The 15303-nt window shown below is 69.8% G+C and carries 13 protein-coding genes; 12 read left to right on the plus strand and 1 reads right to left on the minus strand.

The features are described 5' to 3' along the window. Positions 1 to 116 precede the first annotated feature (116 nt). The 10 genes from ACFW9Z_RS04430 (at position 117) to ACFW9Z_RS04475 (ending at position 11584) form a co-directional block, all read left to right on the plus strand. Positions 117 to 1046 carry an ABC transporter permease gene (locus tag ACFW9Z_RS04430; protein WP_384634168.1) on the plus strand — a complete coding sequence of 310 codons (930 nt, stop codon included), beginning with the start codon at positions 117 to 119 and terminating at the stop codon, positions 1044 to 1046. Then, a complete protein-coding gene (locus tag ACFW9Z_RS04435) occupies positions 1039 to 1992 on the plus strand; it encodes an ABC transporter permease (RefSeq protein WP_384634171.1) in 954 nt (317 codons plus the stop codon). Before ACFW9Z_RS04430 ends, ACFW9Z_RS04435 begins: the two co-directional genes overlap by 8 nt. 11 nt (positions 1993 to 2003) lie before the next feature. Then, a complete protein-coding gene (locus tag ACFW9Z_RS04440) occupies positions 2004 to 3062 on the plus strand; it encodes an ABC transporter ATP-binding protein (RefSeq protein ID WP_384634173.1) in 1059 nt (352 codons plus the stop codon). Continuing rightward, positions 3055 to 4197 carry an ABC transporter ATP-binding protein gene (locus ACFW9Z_RS04445; protein WP_384634176.1) on the plus strand — a complete coding sequence of 381 codons (1143 nt, stop codon included), beginning with the start codon at positions 3055 to 3057 and terminating at the stop codon, positions 4195 to 4197. The genes ACFW9Z_RS04440 and ACFW9Z_RS04445 overlap by 8 nt, the downstream gene beginning before the upstream one ends. A gap of 187 nt (positions 4198 to 4384) precedes the next feature. Then, positions 4385 to 6016, plus strand: a complete 1632-nt coding sequence (locus ACFW9Z_RS04450) for an ABC transporter substrate-binding protein (protein ID WP_384634179.1) — start codon at positions 4385 to 4387, stop codon at positions 6014 to 6016. A 209-nt stretch (positions 6017 to 6225) separates the two neighbouring features. After that, the gene (locus ACFW9Z_RS04455) at positions 6226 to 7149 is read left to right on the plus strand and encodes an ABC transporter permease (protein WP_384634182.1); all 924 of its coding nucleotides are present in this window, start codon (positions 6226 to 6228) and stop codon (positions 7147 to 7149) included. Continuing rightward, positions 7142 to 8119 (plus strand): ABC transporter permease, encoded by a 978-nt coding sequence (locus ACFW9Z_RS04460; RefSeq protein WP_384634184.1) that lies wholly within the window; start codon positions 7142 to 7144, stop codon positions 8117 to 8119. Before ACFW9Z_RS04455 ends, ACFW9Z_RS04460 begins: the two co-directional genes overlap by 8 nt. A 13-nt stretch (positions 8120 to 8132) precedes the next feature. Continuing rightward, on the plus strand, positions 8133 to 9110 hold the full coding sequence (locus ACFW9Z_RS04465; protein WP_384634187.1) for an ABC transporter ATP-binding protein: 978 nt from the start codon (positions 8133 to 8135) through the stop codon (positions 9108 to 9110). After that, entirely contained in the window at positions 9100 to 10293 is a 1194-nt protein-coding gene (locus ACFW9Z_RS04470; RefSeq protein WP_384634190.1) for an ABC transporter ATP-binding protein, read from the plus strand. Before ACFW9Z_RS04465 ends, ACFW9Z_RS04470 begins: the two co-directional genes overlap by 11 nt. Before the next feature lie 208 nt (positions 10294 to 10501). Further along, entirely contained in the window at positions 10502 to 11584 is a 1083-nt protein-coding gene (locus ACFW9Z_RS04475) for a hypothetical protein (RefSeq protein WP_384634193.1), read from the plus strand. Positions 11585 to 11602: 18 nt separating this feature from the next. Here the strand turns inward: ACFW9Z_RS04475 and ACFW9Z_RS04480 are convergent, their stop codons facing one another. Further along, positions 11603 to 13729, minus strand: coding sequence for a prolyl oligopeptidase family serine peptidase (locus ACFW9Z_RS04480; protein ID WP_384634196.1), 2127 nt, complete (start codon positions 13727 to 13729; stop codon positions 11603 to 11605). Positions 13730 to 13907: 178 nt separating this feature from the next. Here ACFW9Z_RS04480 and ACFW9Z_RS04485 point away from each other — a divergent pair, with 178 nt between their 5' ends. Continuing rightward, on the plus strand, positions 13908 to 14102 hold the full coding sequence (locus tag ACFW9Z_RS04485; protein WP_084749072.1) for a hypothetical protein: 195 nt from the start codon (positions 13908 to 13910) through the stop codon (positions 14100 to 14102). A gap of 108 nt (positions 14103 to 14210) precedes the next feature. Then, positions 14211 to 15212 (plus strand): N-acetyl-1-D-myo-inositol-2-amino-2-deoxy-alpha-D-glucopyranoside deacetylase, encoded by a 1002-nt coding sequence (gene mshB / locus ACFW9Z_RS04490; RefSeq protein WP_384634200.1) that lies wholly within the window; start codon positions 14211 to 14213, stop codon positions 15210 to 15212. Positions 15213 to 15303 lie beyond the last annotated feature (91 nt).

The raw sequence follows: 15303 nt of genomic DNA on the forward strand, positions 1-15303 counted from the left end.
TCCCCCCAGGCGGCCGACAGCGGGCGGGGCCCCGCCCCGGGGCGCCGGGGGGGGGGGGGTCCGCTTGGCGCACGCGCCCCCCCCCGCGCCGCAGTTATCCCCACACGGAGGCACCCATGGGGCGCTATGTCGCACGACGACTGCTCCAGATGATCCCGGTCTTCATCGGGTCGACCTTGCTGGTCTTCCTGATGATGTACGCACTGCCCGGCGACCCCGTCAGAGCCCTTGCCGGTGAACAGCATGTAGACGCCGCTCAGATCGCGTCGATGAAGAAGGACCTCGGCCTTGACCAGCCGATCTGGCAGCAGTATCTGAACTACCTGGCCAATCTGTTCCAGGGGGACTTCGGCAATCAGATCGGGACGCAGCGTCCGATCGCCGAAGTCATCGCCGAGGCCTACCCGATCACCGTGCGACTGGCGCTCTTCGCCTTCGTCTTCACGGTCGTCGCCGGGATCTCGCTCGGCATCGTCGCCGGTCTGAAGGCCGACTCCCTCCGGGACCGCGGTCTGCTCGGCCTGACGCTGGTGCTGATCTCCATGCCCTCCTTCGTGCTGGGCTTCCTCGTCCAGTACTTCTTCGCGTTCCAGCTCGGCATCGCGAAGCCGAACGTGAGCATTGAGCCGACGAACACCGAGTTGATCATGCCGGCCATCGTGCTGGCGTCCCTGTCGCTCGCCTACGTCGCGAGGCTGACGCGTACCTCGGTCGCCGAGAACATCCGCGCCGACTACATGCGTACGGCCGTCGCCAAGGGACTGCCGCGCCGCCGCATCGTCGGTGTGCACCTGATGCGCAACTCGCTCATCCCGGTCGTCACCTTCCTCGGCGCCGACATCGGCTCCCTGATGGGCGGCGCGATCGTGACCGAGGGCATCTTCAACGTCAAGGGCATCGGATCGCTCGTGTTCGAGGCCCTCGGGAAGCGTGAGGGCGCCACGGTCGTCGGCGTCGTGACGCTGCTCGTCGTCGTCTATCTCGTCGCCAGCCTGCTCGTCGACCTGCTCTACGCGGTCCTGGACCCGAGGATCCGGTATGCCTGACACCACCGCACTCAAGAGCACCGACGCACCGGCCACCGCCGTGGAGGCGCCCGCCGCGACGGACGCCGGCCCCGCGCCCGGCAAGCCGCGCAGCCTCTGGTCGGACGCCTGGCACGACCTGCGCCGCAACCCGCTCTTCCTCATCTCGATGACGCTGATCCTGCTGCTCACCGTCATGGCGATCTTCCCGAGCCTGTTCACCAGTGCCTCGCCGCGGGACGCCAACCTGGCCGAGCACTACCTCCAGCACCCGAACTGGACCCACTTCTTCGCCCCCGACTGGCTCGGGTACGACGCCCAGGGCCGTTCGATCTACGCGCGCCTCATCTACGGGGCCCGCGCCTCCATCACCGTCGGCGTCGTCGTGACCCTCGCGGTCACCATCGCCGGTCTCGTGATCGGGATGCTCGCCGGTTACTTCGGCGGCTGGATCGACACGATCCTCTCCCGGGTCACCGACGTCTTCTTCGGTGTTCCCTTCATCGTCGGCGCCATGGTCATCCTGACCAGCTTCGAGCAGCGCTCCGTCGGGGTCGTGATCCTGTCGATGGCCTTCCTCGGCTGGACGTCGATCGCCCGTGTCGCCCGAGGCTCGGTCATCACGATCAAGCAGGCCGACTACGTGGTCGCCGCCAAGGCGCTCGGTGCCTCCACCACCCGGATCATGACGCGGCACATCCTGCCGAACGCCATCGCTCCGGTGATCGTCGTCGCCACCATCGCGCTGGGCGGTTACATCGGCGCCGAGGCCACCCTGTCGTTCCTCGGCATCGGCCTCGCCGAGCCCACGGTCTCGTGGGGCATCGACGTGTCCGCCGCGAAGGACCAGCTCCGCAACGCTCCGTACGTCCTGATCATCCCCTCGGTGATGGTCTCGATCACGGTGCTGTCCTTCCTGATGTTCGGCGATGCGGTCCGCAACGCCCTCGACCCCAAGATGCGCTGAGGGAGGCGTTCGTGACCACCATCGAAAAGACGGCCAACGTCCCCGCACCGCGGGAGTCCGTGAGCGGCGACGGTCCACTGCTCGACGTCCGTGACCTGCACGTGGAGTTCCACACCCGCGACGGTGTGGCCAAGGCGGTCAACGGTGTGAACTACACCGTCAGCGCCGGCGAGACGCTCGCGGTGCTGGGCGAGTCCGGCTCCGGCAAGTCCGTGACCGCGCAGACCATCATGGGCATCCTCGACATGCCGCCCGGGAAGATCACGCAGGGCGAGATCCTCTTCCGCGGCCAGGACATGCTGAAGATGTCCAACGAGGAGCGCCGGAAGATCCGCGGCAGCAAGATCGCGATGATCTTCCAGGACGCGCTCTCCTCGCTGAACCCGGTCCTCACCGTCGGCTACCAGCTCGGCGAGATGTTCCGGGTCCACCAGGGCCTCTCCCGCAAGGAGGCCAAGGCCAAGGCCATCGAGCTGATGGACCAGGTCAAGATCCCGGCGGCGGCGGCCCGTGTCTCGGACTTCCCGCACCAGTTCTCCGGCGGTATGCGCCAGCGCATCATGATCGCCATGGCGCTGGCCCTGGAGCCGGACCTGATCATCGCGGACGAGCCGACCACCGCGCTCGACGTGACGGTGCAGGCCCAGGTCATGGACCTGCTGGCCGAGCTCCAGCGCGAGTACAACATGGGTCTGATCCTGATCACCCACGACCTCGGCGTGGTCGCCGACGTCGCGGACAAGATCGCCGTGATGTACGCGGGCCGGATCGTCGAGACGGCCCCGGTCGGCGAGCTGTACAGCCGCCCGGCCCACCCGTACACCAAGGGCCTGCTGGACTCGATCCCGCGCCTGGACCAGAAGGGCCAGGAGCTCTACGCGATCAAGGGCCTGCCGCCCAACCTCACGCGCATCCCGGCCGGTTGTGCCTTCAGCCCGCGCTGCCCCAAGGTGCAGGACATCTGCCGTACGGACGTCCCGGTACTGCACCCGGTGACCGAGCAGGACGGCATCGAGCTGGTAGGCCGCGGCAGCGCGTGCCACTTCTGGAAGGAGACGATCCATGGCTGAGCTCAAGAAGGAGCCCGTGGACGCCACCCCGAACGTCTCCGACGTGGAGACCGTGGACGTCGCGACCGAGGCGGAGGCCGTAGCCGCCCTCGACGCGCCGGTGAGCCAGGGCGAGCCGATCCTCCAGGTGCGCAACCTGGTGAAGCACTTCCCGCTGACCCAGGGCATCCTCTTCAAGAAGCAGGTCGGCGCGGTCAAGGCCGTCGACGGGATCTCCTTCGACCTGTACGCCGGTGAGACCCTGGGCATTGTGGGGGAGTCCGGCTGTGGCAAGTCCACGGTCGCCAAGCTCCTGATGATGCTGGAGAAGGCCACCGCCGGTGAGGTCTTCTACAAGGGCCAGGACATCACCAAGCTGTCCGGCCGCGCGCTGAAGGCCGTACGCCGCAACATCCAGATGGTGTTCCAGGACCCGTACACCTCGCTGAACCCCCGTATGACGGTCGGCGACATCATCGGGGAGACCTACGAGATCCACCCCGAGGTGGCTCCCAAGGGCAACCGGCGGCAGAAGGTCCAGGAGCTCCTGGACGTCGTGGGTCTCAACCCGGAGTACATCAACCGGTACCCGCACCAGTTCTCCGGCGGCCAGCGCCAGCGCATCGGCATCGCCCGCGGCCTCGCGCTCAACCCGGAGATCATCATCTGCGACGAGCCGGTCTCCGCGCTCGACGTGTCGGTGCAGGCGCAGGTCATCAACCTGATGGAGAAGCTCCAGGACGAGTTCAACCTCTCCTACCTCTTCATCGCGCACGACCTCTCCATCGTCCGGCACATCTCGGACCGGGTCGGTGTCATGTACCTCGGCAAGATGGCCGAGATCGGTACGGACACGCAGATCTACGACCACCCGACGCACCCGTACACCCAGGCGCTGCTCTCCGCGGTGCCGGTGCCGGACCCCTCCGCGCGTGAGGGCCGGGAGCGGATCATCCTCACCGGTGACGTTCCGTCACCGGCCAACCCGCCCTCCGGCTGCCGCTTCCGCACCCGGTGCTGGAAGGCCGAGGAGCGCTGCGCCACGGAGATGCCGCTGCTGGCCATCCCCGAGCGCTTCGTGAAGACGGGCGGCGGAGCCGCGCACGAGTCGGCGTGCCACTTCGCCGAGGAGAAGGATGTCGTGCACGCGGCGTAACCACTTCCGGTAGCCGTACGTCGGATGCCCGGCCCCTTTCGAGGGGGCCGGGCATCCGTGCGTCGGGGCCCGGGGGTCCGCGTGTCCGGCCGTCCCCGTGCCCGTACGGGGTAAGCCCGCATGCGGTGTGTGGCGGTATGGGGTGATATGAGGCATTGAGCTACTCGATGACTCTAGGAGGCACTTCATGCGCGGAGCCACACGGACCCGGTGGGCCGCCTGTGCGGTGGCCGTCGCCCTGGCAGCGACGGCCTGCGGCGGCGGGGGCGACGAAGGCGGCGGCAGCGGCGCCGACGGGATCGTCAGCTCCTCCTGGGGCGACCCGCAGAACCCGCTGGAGCCCGCGAACACCAACGAGGTGCAGGGGGGCAAGGTCCTCGACATGGTCTTCCGGGGGCTCATCCGGTACGACCCCAAGACCGGCGAGGCGCAGAACATGCTCGCCGAGTCCATCGAGTCGGACGACGCCCAGAACTTCACGATCAAGCTCAAGGACGGCTGGACCTTCTCCAACGGCGAGAAGATCACCGCCAACTCCTTCGTGGACGCCTGGAACTACGGCGCGGCGCTGAAGAACAACCAGAAGAACGCGTACTTCTTCCAGTACATCGAGGGCTACGACGAGGTCCACCCCGAGTCCGGTTCGGCCTCCGCCGAGAAGCTCTCCGGCCTCAAGGTCGTCGACGACCTGACCTTCACCGCCAAGCTCAGCCAGAAGTTCTCCCTGTGGCCCGACACCCTCGGCTACTCGGCCTTCGTCCCGCTGCCCAAGGCCTTCTACGACGACCACGACGCCTGGCTCTCCAAGCCGGTCGGCAACGGCCCGTACACCATCGAGTCGTACGCCAAGGGCTCCTCGATGAACCTGCGGCGCTGGGACGACTACCCGGGCGACGACAAGGCGAAGAACGGCGGCGTGGACCTCAAGGTCTTCACCGACAACAACACCGCCTACACCTCGCTGACCTCGGGCAACCTCGACCTCGTCGACGACGTGCCCGCCTCCCAGCTCCGTAACGTCGAACAGGACCTGGGCGACCGGTACATCAACACCCCCGCCGGCATCATCCAGACCCTCTCCTTCCCGTTCTACGACGACGAGTGGGACACGGACGACGCCCGCAAGGTCCGCCAGGGCCTCTCCATGGCGATCAACCGGCCGCAGATCACCGACCAGATCTTCCAGAAGACCCGCACCCCCGCCTCCGACTGGACCTCCCCGGTCCTCGGCGAGGACGGCGGCTTCAAGGAAGGGCTCTGCGGCAAGGAGTGCACGTACGACAAGGCCGAGGCCAAGAAGCTGATCGACGAGGGCGGCGGCATCCCCGGCGGCCAGCTGAAGATCTCGTACAACGCCGACACCGGCTCCCACAAGGAGTGGGTCGACGCCGTCTGCAACAGCATCAACAACGTCATGGGCAACAACCAGGCCTGCGTGGGCGGCGCGGTCGGCACCTTCGCCGACTTCCGCAACCAGGTCTCCACCCAGAAGATGACGGGCCCCTGGCGCGCGGGCTGGCAGATGGACTACCCGCTGATCCAGAACTTCCTGCAGCCGCTGTACTACACCAACGCCCCGTCCAACGACGGCAAGTGGACCAACAAGGAGTTCGACGACCTCGTCGACCAGGCGAACGCCGAGACGGACAAGGCGAAGGCCATCACCACGTTCCAGGACGCGGAAAAGGTCCTCGTCGAGCAGATGCCCTCCATCCCGCTCTGGTACCAGAACGGCAGCGCGGGCTACTCGGACCGGATCGAGAACGTCGAGCTGAACCCGTTCAGCGTGCCGGTCTACACGGAGATCACGGTCAAGTGACCCGTAACGCGGCCGACTGAGACCGGGTGGCCGGGGCGCCCGACGCGCGCCCCGGCCACCCGCCCCATCCGGCTCGCCCGCGCGCCCCGGCCACCCGACCGTCCGGCTTGGCAGCGTGCCCCGGCCACCCGACCGTCCCCACGTCCGTACGTCCCCACGTCCGTACGTCCGTCCACTCCGCCCGTTCGCCCCGACCCCCGGAGCCCCTCATGGGACGTTATGTGATCCGGCGGCTGCTGCAGATGATCCCCGTCTTCTTCGGCACCACGCTGTTGATCTTCCTCATGGTGAACGTGATGGGCGACCCCATCGCGGGCCTCTGCGGCGACCGCCAGTGCGATCCGGCCACCGCCGCCCAGCTCCGCTCCGAGTTCGGCCTCGACAAGCCGGTCTGGCAGCAGTACCTGACGTACATGGGGAACCTCTTCACCGGGGACTTCGGCACCGCGTTCAACGGGCAGAAGGTCACCGAGCTGATGGCCACCGCCTTCCCCATCACCATCCGGCTCACCATCGTCGCGATCGTCTTCGAGATCGTCATCGGCATCAGCCTCGGCGTCGTCACCGGCCTGCGGCGCGGCCGCCCCATCGACACCACGGTCCTCATCCTGACCCTGGTCGTCATCGCCGTCCCGACCTTCGTCACCGGCCTGCTGCTCCAGCTCCTGCTGGGCGTCAAGTGGGGGATCATCAAGCCCTCGGTCTCCGCCGACCCCACCATCGACGAGCTCCTCGTCCCCGGCCTGGTCCTCGCCTCGGTCTCGCTCGCCTACGTCACCCGGCTCACCCGGACCTCGATCGCCGAGAACGCCCGCGCCGACTACGTACGCACCGCCGTCGCCAAGGGCCTGCCCCGGCGCCGGGTCGTCGTCCGGCACCTGCTGCGCAACTCGCTGATCCCCGTCGTCACCTTCATCGGTACGGACGTGGGGGCCCTGATGGGCGGAGCCATCGTCACCGAGCGGATCTTCAACATCCACGGCGTCGGCTACCAGCTCTACCAGGGCATCCTGCGTCAGAACTCCCAGACCGTGGTCGGGTTCGTCACCATCCTGGTCCTCGTCTTCCTGGCGGCCAACCTGATCGTCGACCTCCTGTACGCCGTACTCGACCCGAGGATCCGCTATGCCTGAGCCGCAGTCACCGGACGAAGCGATCTCCCAGGCGGGCGCCGGCGGCGCGACGGACCTCGCCATGGCGGAGGGCACCAGCCTGGAGAAGACCCCGGGCGGGCCCGAGGGGACGGGACCGGCCGGGAAGCCGCGCAGCCTCTGGTCGGACGCCTGGCGCGACCTGCGGCGCAACCCGGTCTTCATCATCTCCGCGCTGGTCATCCTCTTCCTGGTGATCATCTCGATCTGGCCCTCGCTCATCGCGAGCGGCGACCCCCTCCAGGCCGACCTGGACGACGCCCAGAAGGGCTCCGAGCCCGGCCACCCCTTCGGCTTCGACCCGCAGGGCCGCGATGTCTACACCCGGGTCGTGTACGGGACGCGTACGTCGGTCACCGTCGGCGTCTGCGCCACCCTCGGCGTCGCGATCCTCGGCAGCGTGCTCGGGGGGCTCGCGGGCTTCTTCGGCGGCTGGTGGGACTCGATCCTCTCCCGTCTGACCGATGTCTTCTTCGGCATCCCCGTCATCCTCGGCGGCCTGGTCTTCCTCTCCGTCGTCACCAGCTCCACCGTCTGGCCCGTCGTCGGCTTCATCGTCCTGCTCGGCTGGCCGCAGATCGCCCGTATCGCCCGCGGCTCGGTGATCACCGCCAAACAGAACGACTACGTCCAGGCGGCCCGCGCGCTCGGCGCCTCCAACTCCCGGATGCTGCTGCGCCACATCACCCCGAACGCCATCGCGCCCGTCATCGTCGTGGCGACCATCGCGCTCGGCACGTACATCTCGCTGGAGGCGACCCTCTCCTTCCTCGGGGTCGGCCTGAAGGACCCGGCCGTCTCCTGGGGCATCGACATCTCCGCCGCCTCCAACTACATCCGCAACGCCCCGCACATGCTGCTCTGGCCCGCCGGAGCGCTGGCGGTCACCGTGCTCGCGTTCATCATGCTCGGCGACGCGGTGCGCGACGCCCTCGACCCCAAGCTGCGCTGAGGAGCCGGTTGCCATGTTGCTCGAAGTGCGCGATCTGCACGTGGAGTTCCACACCCGCGAAGGTGTGGCCAAGGCCGTCAACGGGGTCAACTACTCGGTGTCCGAGGGCGAGACGCTCGCCGTCCTCGGGGAGTCCGGCTCCGGCAAGTCCGTCACCGCCCAGGCGGTCATGGGCATCCTCGACATGCCGCCCGGGAAGATCGCCGGCGGCGAGATCCTCTTCAAGGACCAGGACCTGCTGAAGCTCAAGGCGGAGGAGCGGCGCAAGATCCGCGGCCAGGAGATGGCCATGATCTTCCAGGACGCGCTCTCCTCCCTGAACCCGGTCCTCACCGTGGGCGAACAGCTCGGCGAGATGTACGTCGTCCACCGGGGCATGTCCCGCAAGGACGCGAAGGCCAAGGCCGTGGAGCTGATGGACCGGGTCCGCATCCCGGCGGCCAAGGAGCGGGTCGGCAACTACCCGCACCAGTTCTCCGGCGGAATGCGGCAGCGCATCATGATCGCCATGGCGCTGGCCCTGGAGCCGTCCCTGATCATCGCGGACGAGCCCACCACCGCCCTCGACGTCACCGTCCAGGCCCAGGTCATGGACCTGCTCGCCGAGCTCCAGCGCGAGCTGAACATGGGCCTCATCCTGATCACCCACGACCTCGGCGTGGTCGCGGACGTGGCCGACAAGATCGCGGTCATGTACGCGGGCCGGATCGTGGAGACCGCCCCCGTCCACGAGATCTACAAGGCGCCCGCCCACCCGTACACCAAGGGCCTCCTCCGGTCGATCCCGCGCCTGGACCAGAAGGGACAGGAGCTCTACGCGATCAAGGGCCTGCCGCCCAACCTGCTGCACATCCCGCCCGGCTGTGCGTTCAACCCCCGCTGCCCGATGGCGAGGGACGTCTGCCGCAGCGATGTGCCGCCGCTCTACGAGGTGGACGAGCAGCGCCGGAGCGCCTGCCACTTCTGGAAGGAGACGCTTGATGGACGCTGACCGCGAGGGGAACACGGCGGGTTCGACGCTCCTGTCCAAGGCGGGAGAGGTACGGGAGGACAGCAGGCCGTACGCCGAGGGCGAGCCGATCCTCGAAGTACGGGACCTCGCCAAGCACTACCCCCTCACCCGGGGCATCCTCTTCAAGAAGCAGATCGGCGCGGTCCGGGCCGTCGACGGCGTCGACTTCGACCTCCACGCGGGCGAGACGCTCGGCATCGTGGGCGAGTCCGGCTGTGGCAAGTCCACCGTCGCCCGGATGCTCGTCCACCTGGAGAAGCCCACCGCCGGGGCGATCCGCTACAAGGGCGAGGACATCTCCCGGCTCTCCGGCCGGGCCCTCAAGGCCGTACGCCGCAACATCCAGATGGTGTTCCAGGACCCGTACACCTCGCTGAACCCGCGGATGACGGTCGGCGACATCATCGGGGAGCCGTACGAGATCCACCCCGAGGTGGCCCCCAAGGGCAGCCGTCGGCAGAAGGTGCAGGACCTGCTGGACGTCGTCGGGCTCAACCCGGAGTACGTCAACCGCTATCCGCACCAGTTCTCCGGCGGCCAGCGCCAGCGCATCGGCATCGCGCGCGGCCTCGCGCTCAACCCGGAGATCATCGTCGCCGACGAACCGGTCTCCGCGCTCGACGTCTCCGTCCAGGCCCAGGTCGTCAACCTGCTGGACCGGCTCCAGGCGGAGTTCAGCCTGAGCTTCGTCTTCATCGCGCACGACCTCTCCATCGTGCGGCACATCTCCGACCGGGTCGGCGTGATGTACCTCGGCCGGATCGTGGAGATCGGCTCCGACGCGGAGATCTACGACCACCCCACCCACCCGTACACGCAGGCGCTGCTCTCCGCCGTCCCCGTACCGGACCCGGAGGCCCGCGCCCACCGCGAGCGGATCATCCTGCACGGGGACGTTCCCTCGCCCGCCAACATCCCCTCCGGCTGCCGCTTCCGCACCCGCTGCTGGAAGGCCCAGGAGCGGTGCGAGCTGGAGATCCCGCTGTTGGCGGTCCCGGCGGAGTTCCGGCTGGTGGACAGCCCGGCGCGGCACGACTCGGCGTGCCACTTCGCGGAGGAGAAGCGGGTGGTGCCGCCGGAGGGGGAGCTCGGCGCCCCGGGGCAGCCGGTGGAGGACGTGGGCGGGGCCGAGCCGGGGGAGCCGGACGGCGAAACACCGTAAAGAGGCTGAATGGGCATCAGATTCGTTAACAAGCAGGCAACTTCACCGTCGCCGCACCGATATACGAACGTTCCATGCTGAACAGCGTACGGCCGTGCGGGTGCCGTGGACCGGCCGGAGCGTCGTCTTGTCACTCCGGCCGGTTACCCACATCCCCTGAGTAGAAGTGCCCTTGTCGATCCGTGCGGGGCAGTGAAGCATCCTTCGGGTGACACTTACACGGGGAGCGAGAATCACCGGCGCCGTTCTGTGCGCGGTGCTGGCACTGACAGCCGTCGCCTGGATCGTGCGGGACGTGCGCGCCGCCGACGGACCGGTGGACGTCTGGGCGTACTGGGCGGGCATCGCCGACCTCCGGACGGCCCTGCGTCCCACCACCGCCCACACCAGCCTGGTCCTGCTGGTGGTCCATGTCCTGGCCGCCGTGAGCGCGCTCCGGTCCGCCGCAGCCTCTTCGGTGCTGATCGCCACCGGCCTCGTCACCCTCGGGCTGCGGCTGCCCGCCGTCTGGCTCGCCGCCGACGGCCCGGCCCCGGACGACCTCCGCGACCGGGCCCTGATCACCACGTACGCCGTCCTGGCCGCCTCGGTCGCCCTGATCGTCGTCGGGGTGGCCGGCCGCCGCCCCGTGCGGGAGGGGGAGGAGCGCCCGGCGGGACCGGCCCCGGCCGCGGGGGTCGCCGCCTTCCTGCTGCTGGGCCTGATGGGGCTGGTGCTCCTGGGCTGGGAGATCCGGCACCCGTTCACGCTTCCCCCGGAGCTCTATCCCGCCTGGTTCACCGGCGGCAGGCCCCTGCACGTACCGCTGACCGAGGCGCCGCCCGGCTGGAGCAACGGGGTGCTCGTCGTGGCGTTCCTGGCGGCGGCAGGCGGTGCTCTCGCCCGCGCCGCCTTCGCCCGGCCGCTCGGCCTGATCGTCGCCGGATTCGCCCTGTCCTCCGGCGTGATGGGCATCGCGCGGATCATCCACTACGAGCTGTACGTGTCCTTCGCGCGGGACACCTTCGAGGTGCAGCTGACCGCGGTGACGGCGTTCGTCTCGTTCGTGGTCGGGGCCGTCGCGATCGCCGTCCTCGCCCGCAAGGGCGTCGAGCGGGCCCCCGCGGGCAGCCCGGGACCCTGGGGCGGCAGCGGCCCGTGGGGCCCGCAGGCCCCCGGCTTCGGACCTCCGCAGGGCGGCTTCGGACCTCCGCGGGCCCCCGGCTTCGGACCTCCGCAGGGCGGTTTCGGGCCTCCGCAGGGCGGCGGCTTCGCTCCGCCGCCGCCCTCCTCCCCGCCCCGGGGCTGGTGAGAGGCCCTTCCCCGGGGCTCAGGCGCCGGACAGCCCCAGCGACCGCTTGAGGAAGTCCACCTGGAGCAGCAGCAGGTTCTCCGCCACCTGCTCCTGCGGCGTCATGTGCGTCACCCCGCTCAGCGGCAGCACCTCGTGGGGCCGCCCGGCCGCCAGCAGCGCCGAGGAGAGCCGCAGCGCGTGCGCGACCACCACGTTGTCGTCCGCGAGCCCGTGGACGATCAGCATGGGCCGTACCTGCTCGGCGGGGTCGGACAGGCCGTCGTCGGTGATCAGCGAGTTGTACGCGTACACCTCGGGCTGCCGGGCCGGGTCGCCGAGATAGCGCTCGGTGTAGTGGGTGTCGTAGAGCCGCTGGTCGGTCACCGGGGCGCCCACGATCGCCGTGTGGAAGACATCAGGCCGCCGCAGCACGGCGAGCCCCGCCAGATAGCCGCCGAAGGACCAGCCGCGGATCGCCACCCGGGACAGGTCGAGCGGGAAGCGCCCGGCGAGCCCGTGCAGCGCCTCGATCTGGTCCTCCATGGTCAGGACGAGGTTGTCCCGTACGGCCTTCTCCCAGGCGGGCGAGCGGCCCGGCGCGCCGCGTCCGTCCGCGACGATCACCGCGAAGCCCTGGTCGGCGAACCACTGCGAGGTGAGGTGCGCGTTGTGGGCGGCGACCACCCGGCGGCCGTGCGGTCCACCGTACGGATCCATCAGGACCGGAAGCGGACCGTCCGACTCCTGGTAGTCCGTGGGGAGCAGCACGGCGCACGGAATCCGCCGTGCGCCCCCCTCGGTGAGCGTGGGCCGGGCGGAGAGCACCGGCTCCTGGGCGAAGCTCCCGATCCGGACCAGCCGCTTGCCGTCCCGGACGACCCAGACGGCCGGTCCGGGCTCGTCCGGGGTGGCCGAGACCAGCACCGTCAGGTCACCCGAGCGGACGGCGGAGTGCACACCCACCCCTTCGGAAATACGCTCGATTCCCAGCTCGTTGACCCGGTACACATGGCTCTCGCCGATCTCCGGCGCCACGGCCTCCTCGCCCGCCACCGCCGAGACGAGGATGTCCGAATCGCCGATGTCCAGCACCGCCTGGATGTGCAACTGCGCCCCGGTCAGCGGCCGGTCGCCGACGGCCAGCACCCGCGCACCGCCCTCGTCCGCGATCCGCACGAGCCGTCCGTCCGGCGCCCAGGCGGGCACCCCGCCGAAGAGATCCAGCCACACCGGGTCCTCGTCCACATGGACGATCCGGGTCTCACCGGACTCCGGGTCCACCGCCAGATACCGCTGGCTGCGCTGGTCACGGGCCTGTACGAGCAGCAGCGGAGCGCCCGCGGAGGACCAGTGGACCTGGGCCAGGTACGGGAACGCCGCCCGGTCCCAGACCACCTCCGTACGGGCCCCCTCCAGGTCCGTCACGAAGAGCCGCACCTCGGCGTTGGGCGTCCCCGCCGCCGGGTAGGCGATCTCGGCGGGCTTGCGCTCCGGGTGCGCGGGATCGGCGATCCACCACCGCTGTACGGGGCTGTCGTCGGCCCGCGCGACCAGCAGCCGGTCCGAATCGGGCGACCACCAGAAGCCCCGGAAGCGGTGCATCTCCTCGGCCGCGATGAACTCGGCCAGACCGTAGGTGACTTGGTCGTTCTCGGGCTCCGCCAGCGCCCGGTCGCCCTCGCCCTCGGCGCCCACGACCCGAAGCGCGCCCTTGGAGACGTACGCGATGTGGCGCCCGTCGGGGGAGGGGCGCGGGTCGATCACCGGACCCGGCACCGGCAGGGCCCGCGCCGTACCGGCCCGCAGCTCGGCCACGTACACCTTCCCGGAGAGGGCGAACGCGGCCAACTCGGCCGCCGCGTCCACCGCATAGGACACGATGCCGCCCGACCCCTCCCGGGTCCGCTCGCGCCGGGCCCGCTCCTGCGCCGACAGCCGCTCCGCCGAACCGCCCAGCAGGGCCTCGGGATCGGCGACGATCCGCTCCTCCCCGGAGGCCGGGTCGAGCACCCAGAGGCGGTTGGTCCGGTCGGTGCCCGAAGTGGAGCGCAGGAAGATCACCCGCGTCTCATCCGGTGAGACGGTGAAGGCGCGGGGTGCGCCGAGAGTGAACCGCTGGGTCCGTGCGTGCTGGCGGGGAAAGGACAGGTTCGCTGAGGTCATGGCTCTGAACTTAGCCTCGCGCAGCGGTTCGTGCGCCCCTCGTGCTGCTGTGCTCCGATCAATGCGTTGGCACGGATAGTTATGATCCGTAGCGCTCGGTGGGTAAGAACCCGTCGACTGCATGTACCCGTGTACCCGTGTATCCGCGTTCCGACCGTACCGATGGAGGTGAACCGCCGTGGCGCTCTCGATTTCGGCGGTGGTGCTGCTGGCGATCATCGTCTTCCTGCTGATCCGGAAATCCGGACTCAAGGGCGGACACGCGGTGGTCTGCATGCTGCTGGGCTTCTACATCGCGAGTTCGTCCATCGCGCCGACCATTTCGAGTCTGACCTCCAACGTGGCGGGGATGATCGGGGGCATCAAGTTCTGACCACCGGCGGTTCCGGAACGTTCCTGAACGCCGGTGGCTCCGGGCCGTCGGCCGTGCCCGGTCGGCCGGGGGAACGCGGGGGGCCGCCGGGCTCGTAGGGTGGTCCCCATGAAGGACCTCCCCGCCCGCCGTCTGCTGCTGGTGCACGCGCACCCGGACGACGAGTCGATCAACAACGGCGCCACCATGGCCAGGTACGCGGCCGAGGGCGCCCACGTCACGCTGGTGACGTGCACGCTGGGCGAGGAGGGCGAGGTCATCCCGCCCGCCCTCGCCTCTCTCGCCGCCGACCGGGACGACACCCTCGGCCCCCACCGGGTGGGGGAGCTGGCCGCGGCGATGAAGGAGCTCGGCGTCACCGACCACCGCTTCCTCGGCGGCGCGGGCCGGTTCCGGGACTCCGGGATGCTGGGCACCGAGCAGAACGAGCGCCCCGGCGCCTTCTGGGCCACCCCGGTGGACGAGGCGGCCGCGCCCCTCGTGGAGGTCATCCGCGAGGTCCGCCCCCAGGTCCTGGTCACGTACGACCCCGACGGCGGCTACGGCCACCCCGACCACATCCAGGCCCACCGGGTCGCGATGCGCGCCGCCGACCTGGCCGCCGACCCGGCGTACGGCACCGGCACCCCGCACACCATCGCCAAGATCTACTGGAACCGGGTGGAGCGGGCCGCGGTCGAGGCCGCCTTCGACCGCCTGCGCACCACGGCCCCCGGCGCCTTCCCGGGCATCGCGGCCGTGACCGACGTGCCCGGAGTGGTCGACGGCGACGAGATCACGGCCGAGATCGACGGAACGGCGTACGCGGGGGCGAAGGCGGCGGCGATGCGCGCCCACGCGACGCAGATCGCGGTGGAGGGCGAGGGTTCCTTCTTCGCCCTCTCCAACGACCTGGGCCAGCCGCTGCTGACGACCGAGTACTACCAGCTGGTGCGGGGCGTCCCGGGGGCCGGCGGGGGCGCGCGGGAGGACGACCTGTTCGCGGGCCTGCCGGGGGTGGAGGCGGAGTCCGGTCCGGGGGCGGAGACGGGGACCGATGCCGTACGGGAGCCGGGGCCGGGTTCCGTTTCGGCCGCCGGTCCGGATTCCGCATCGGAGGCCGGCGCATGAGCGGGAACCCGGGCAAGGGGCGAGACCGCGCCCGCGCGCCGCGCAAGGACGCGCCGCGCAAGGACGCCCCCCGTACTGACGCACCCCGTAC

It is taken from the genome of Streptomyces sp. NPDC059452, from assembly GCF_042750035.1.
Taxonomy (GTDB): domain Bacteria; phylum Actinomycetota; class Actinomycetes; order Streptomycetales; family Streptomycetaceae; genus Streptomyces.

Excerpts from the sequence above, each read along its gene's own strand:
- ACFW9Z_RS04435 (WP_384634171.1), top strand. The coding sequence starts at position 1,039 with ATGCCTGACACCACCGCACTCAAGAGCACCGACGCACCGGCCACCGCC.
- ACFW9Z_RS04450 (WP_384634179.1), top strand. The coding sequence starts at position 4,385 with ATGCGCGGAGCCACACGGACCCGGTGGGCCGCCTGTGCGGTGGCCGTC.
- mshB (WP_384634200.1), top strand. The coding sequence starts at position 14,211 with ATGAAGGACCTCCCCGCCCGCCGTCTGCTGCTGGTGCACGCGCACCCG.
- ACFW9Z_RS04470 (WP_384634190.1), top strand. The coding sequence starts at position 9,100 with ATGGACGCTGACCGCGAGGGGAACACGGCGGGTTCGACGCTCCTGTCC.
- ACFW9Z_RS04460 (WP_384634184.1), top strand. The coding sequence starts at position 7,142 with ATGCCTGAGCCGCAGTCACCGGACGAAGCGATCTCCCAGGCGGGCGCC.
- ACFW9Z_RS04455 (WP_384634182.1), top strand. The coding sequence starts at position 6,226 with ATGGGACGTTATGTGATCCGGCGGCTGCTGCAGATGATCCCCGTCTTC.
- ACFW9Z_RS04445 (WP_384634176.1), top strand. The coding sequence starts at position 3,055 with ATGGCTGAGCTCAAGAAGGAGCCCGTGGACGCCACCCCGAACGTCTCC.
- ACFW9Z_RS04430 (WP_384634168.1), top strand. The coding sequence starts at position 117 with ATGGGGCGCTATGTCGCACGACGACTGCTCCAGATGATCCCGGTCTTC.
- ACFW9Z_RS04480 (WP_384634196.1), bottom strand. The coding sequence starts at position 13,729 with ATGACCTCAGCGAACCTGTCCTTTCCCCGCCAGCACGCACGGACCCAG.
- ACFW9Z_RS04465 (WP_384634187.1), top strand. The coding sequence starts at position 8,133 with ATGTTGCTCGAAGTGCGCGATCTGCACGTGGAGTTCCACACCCGCGAA.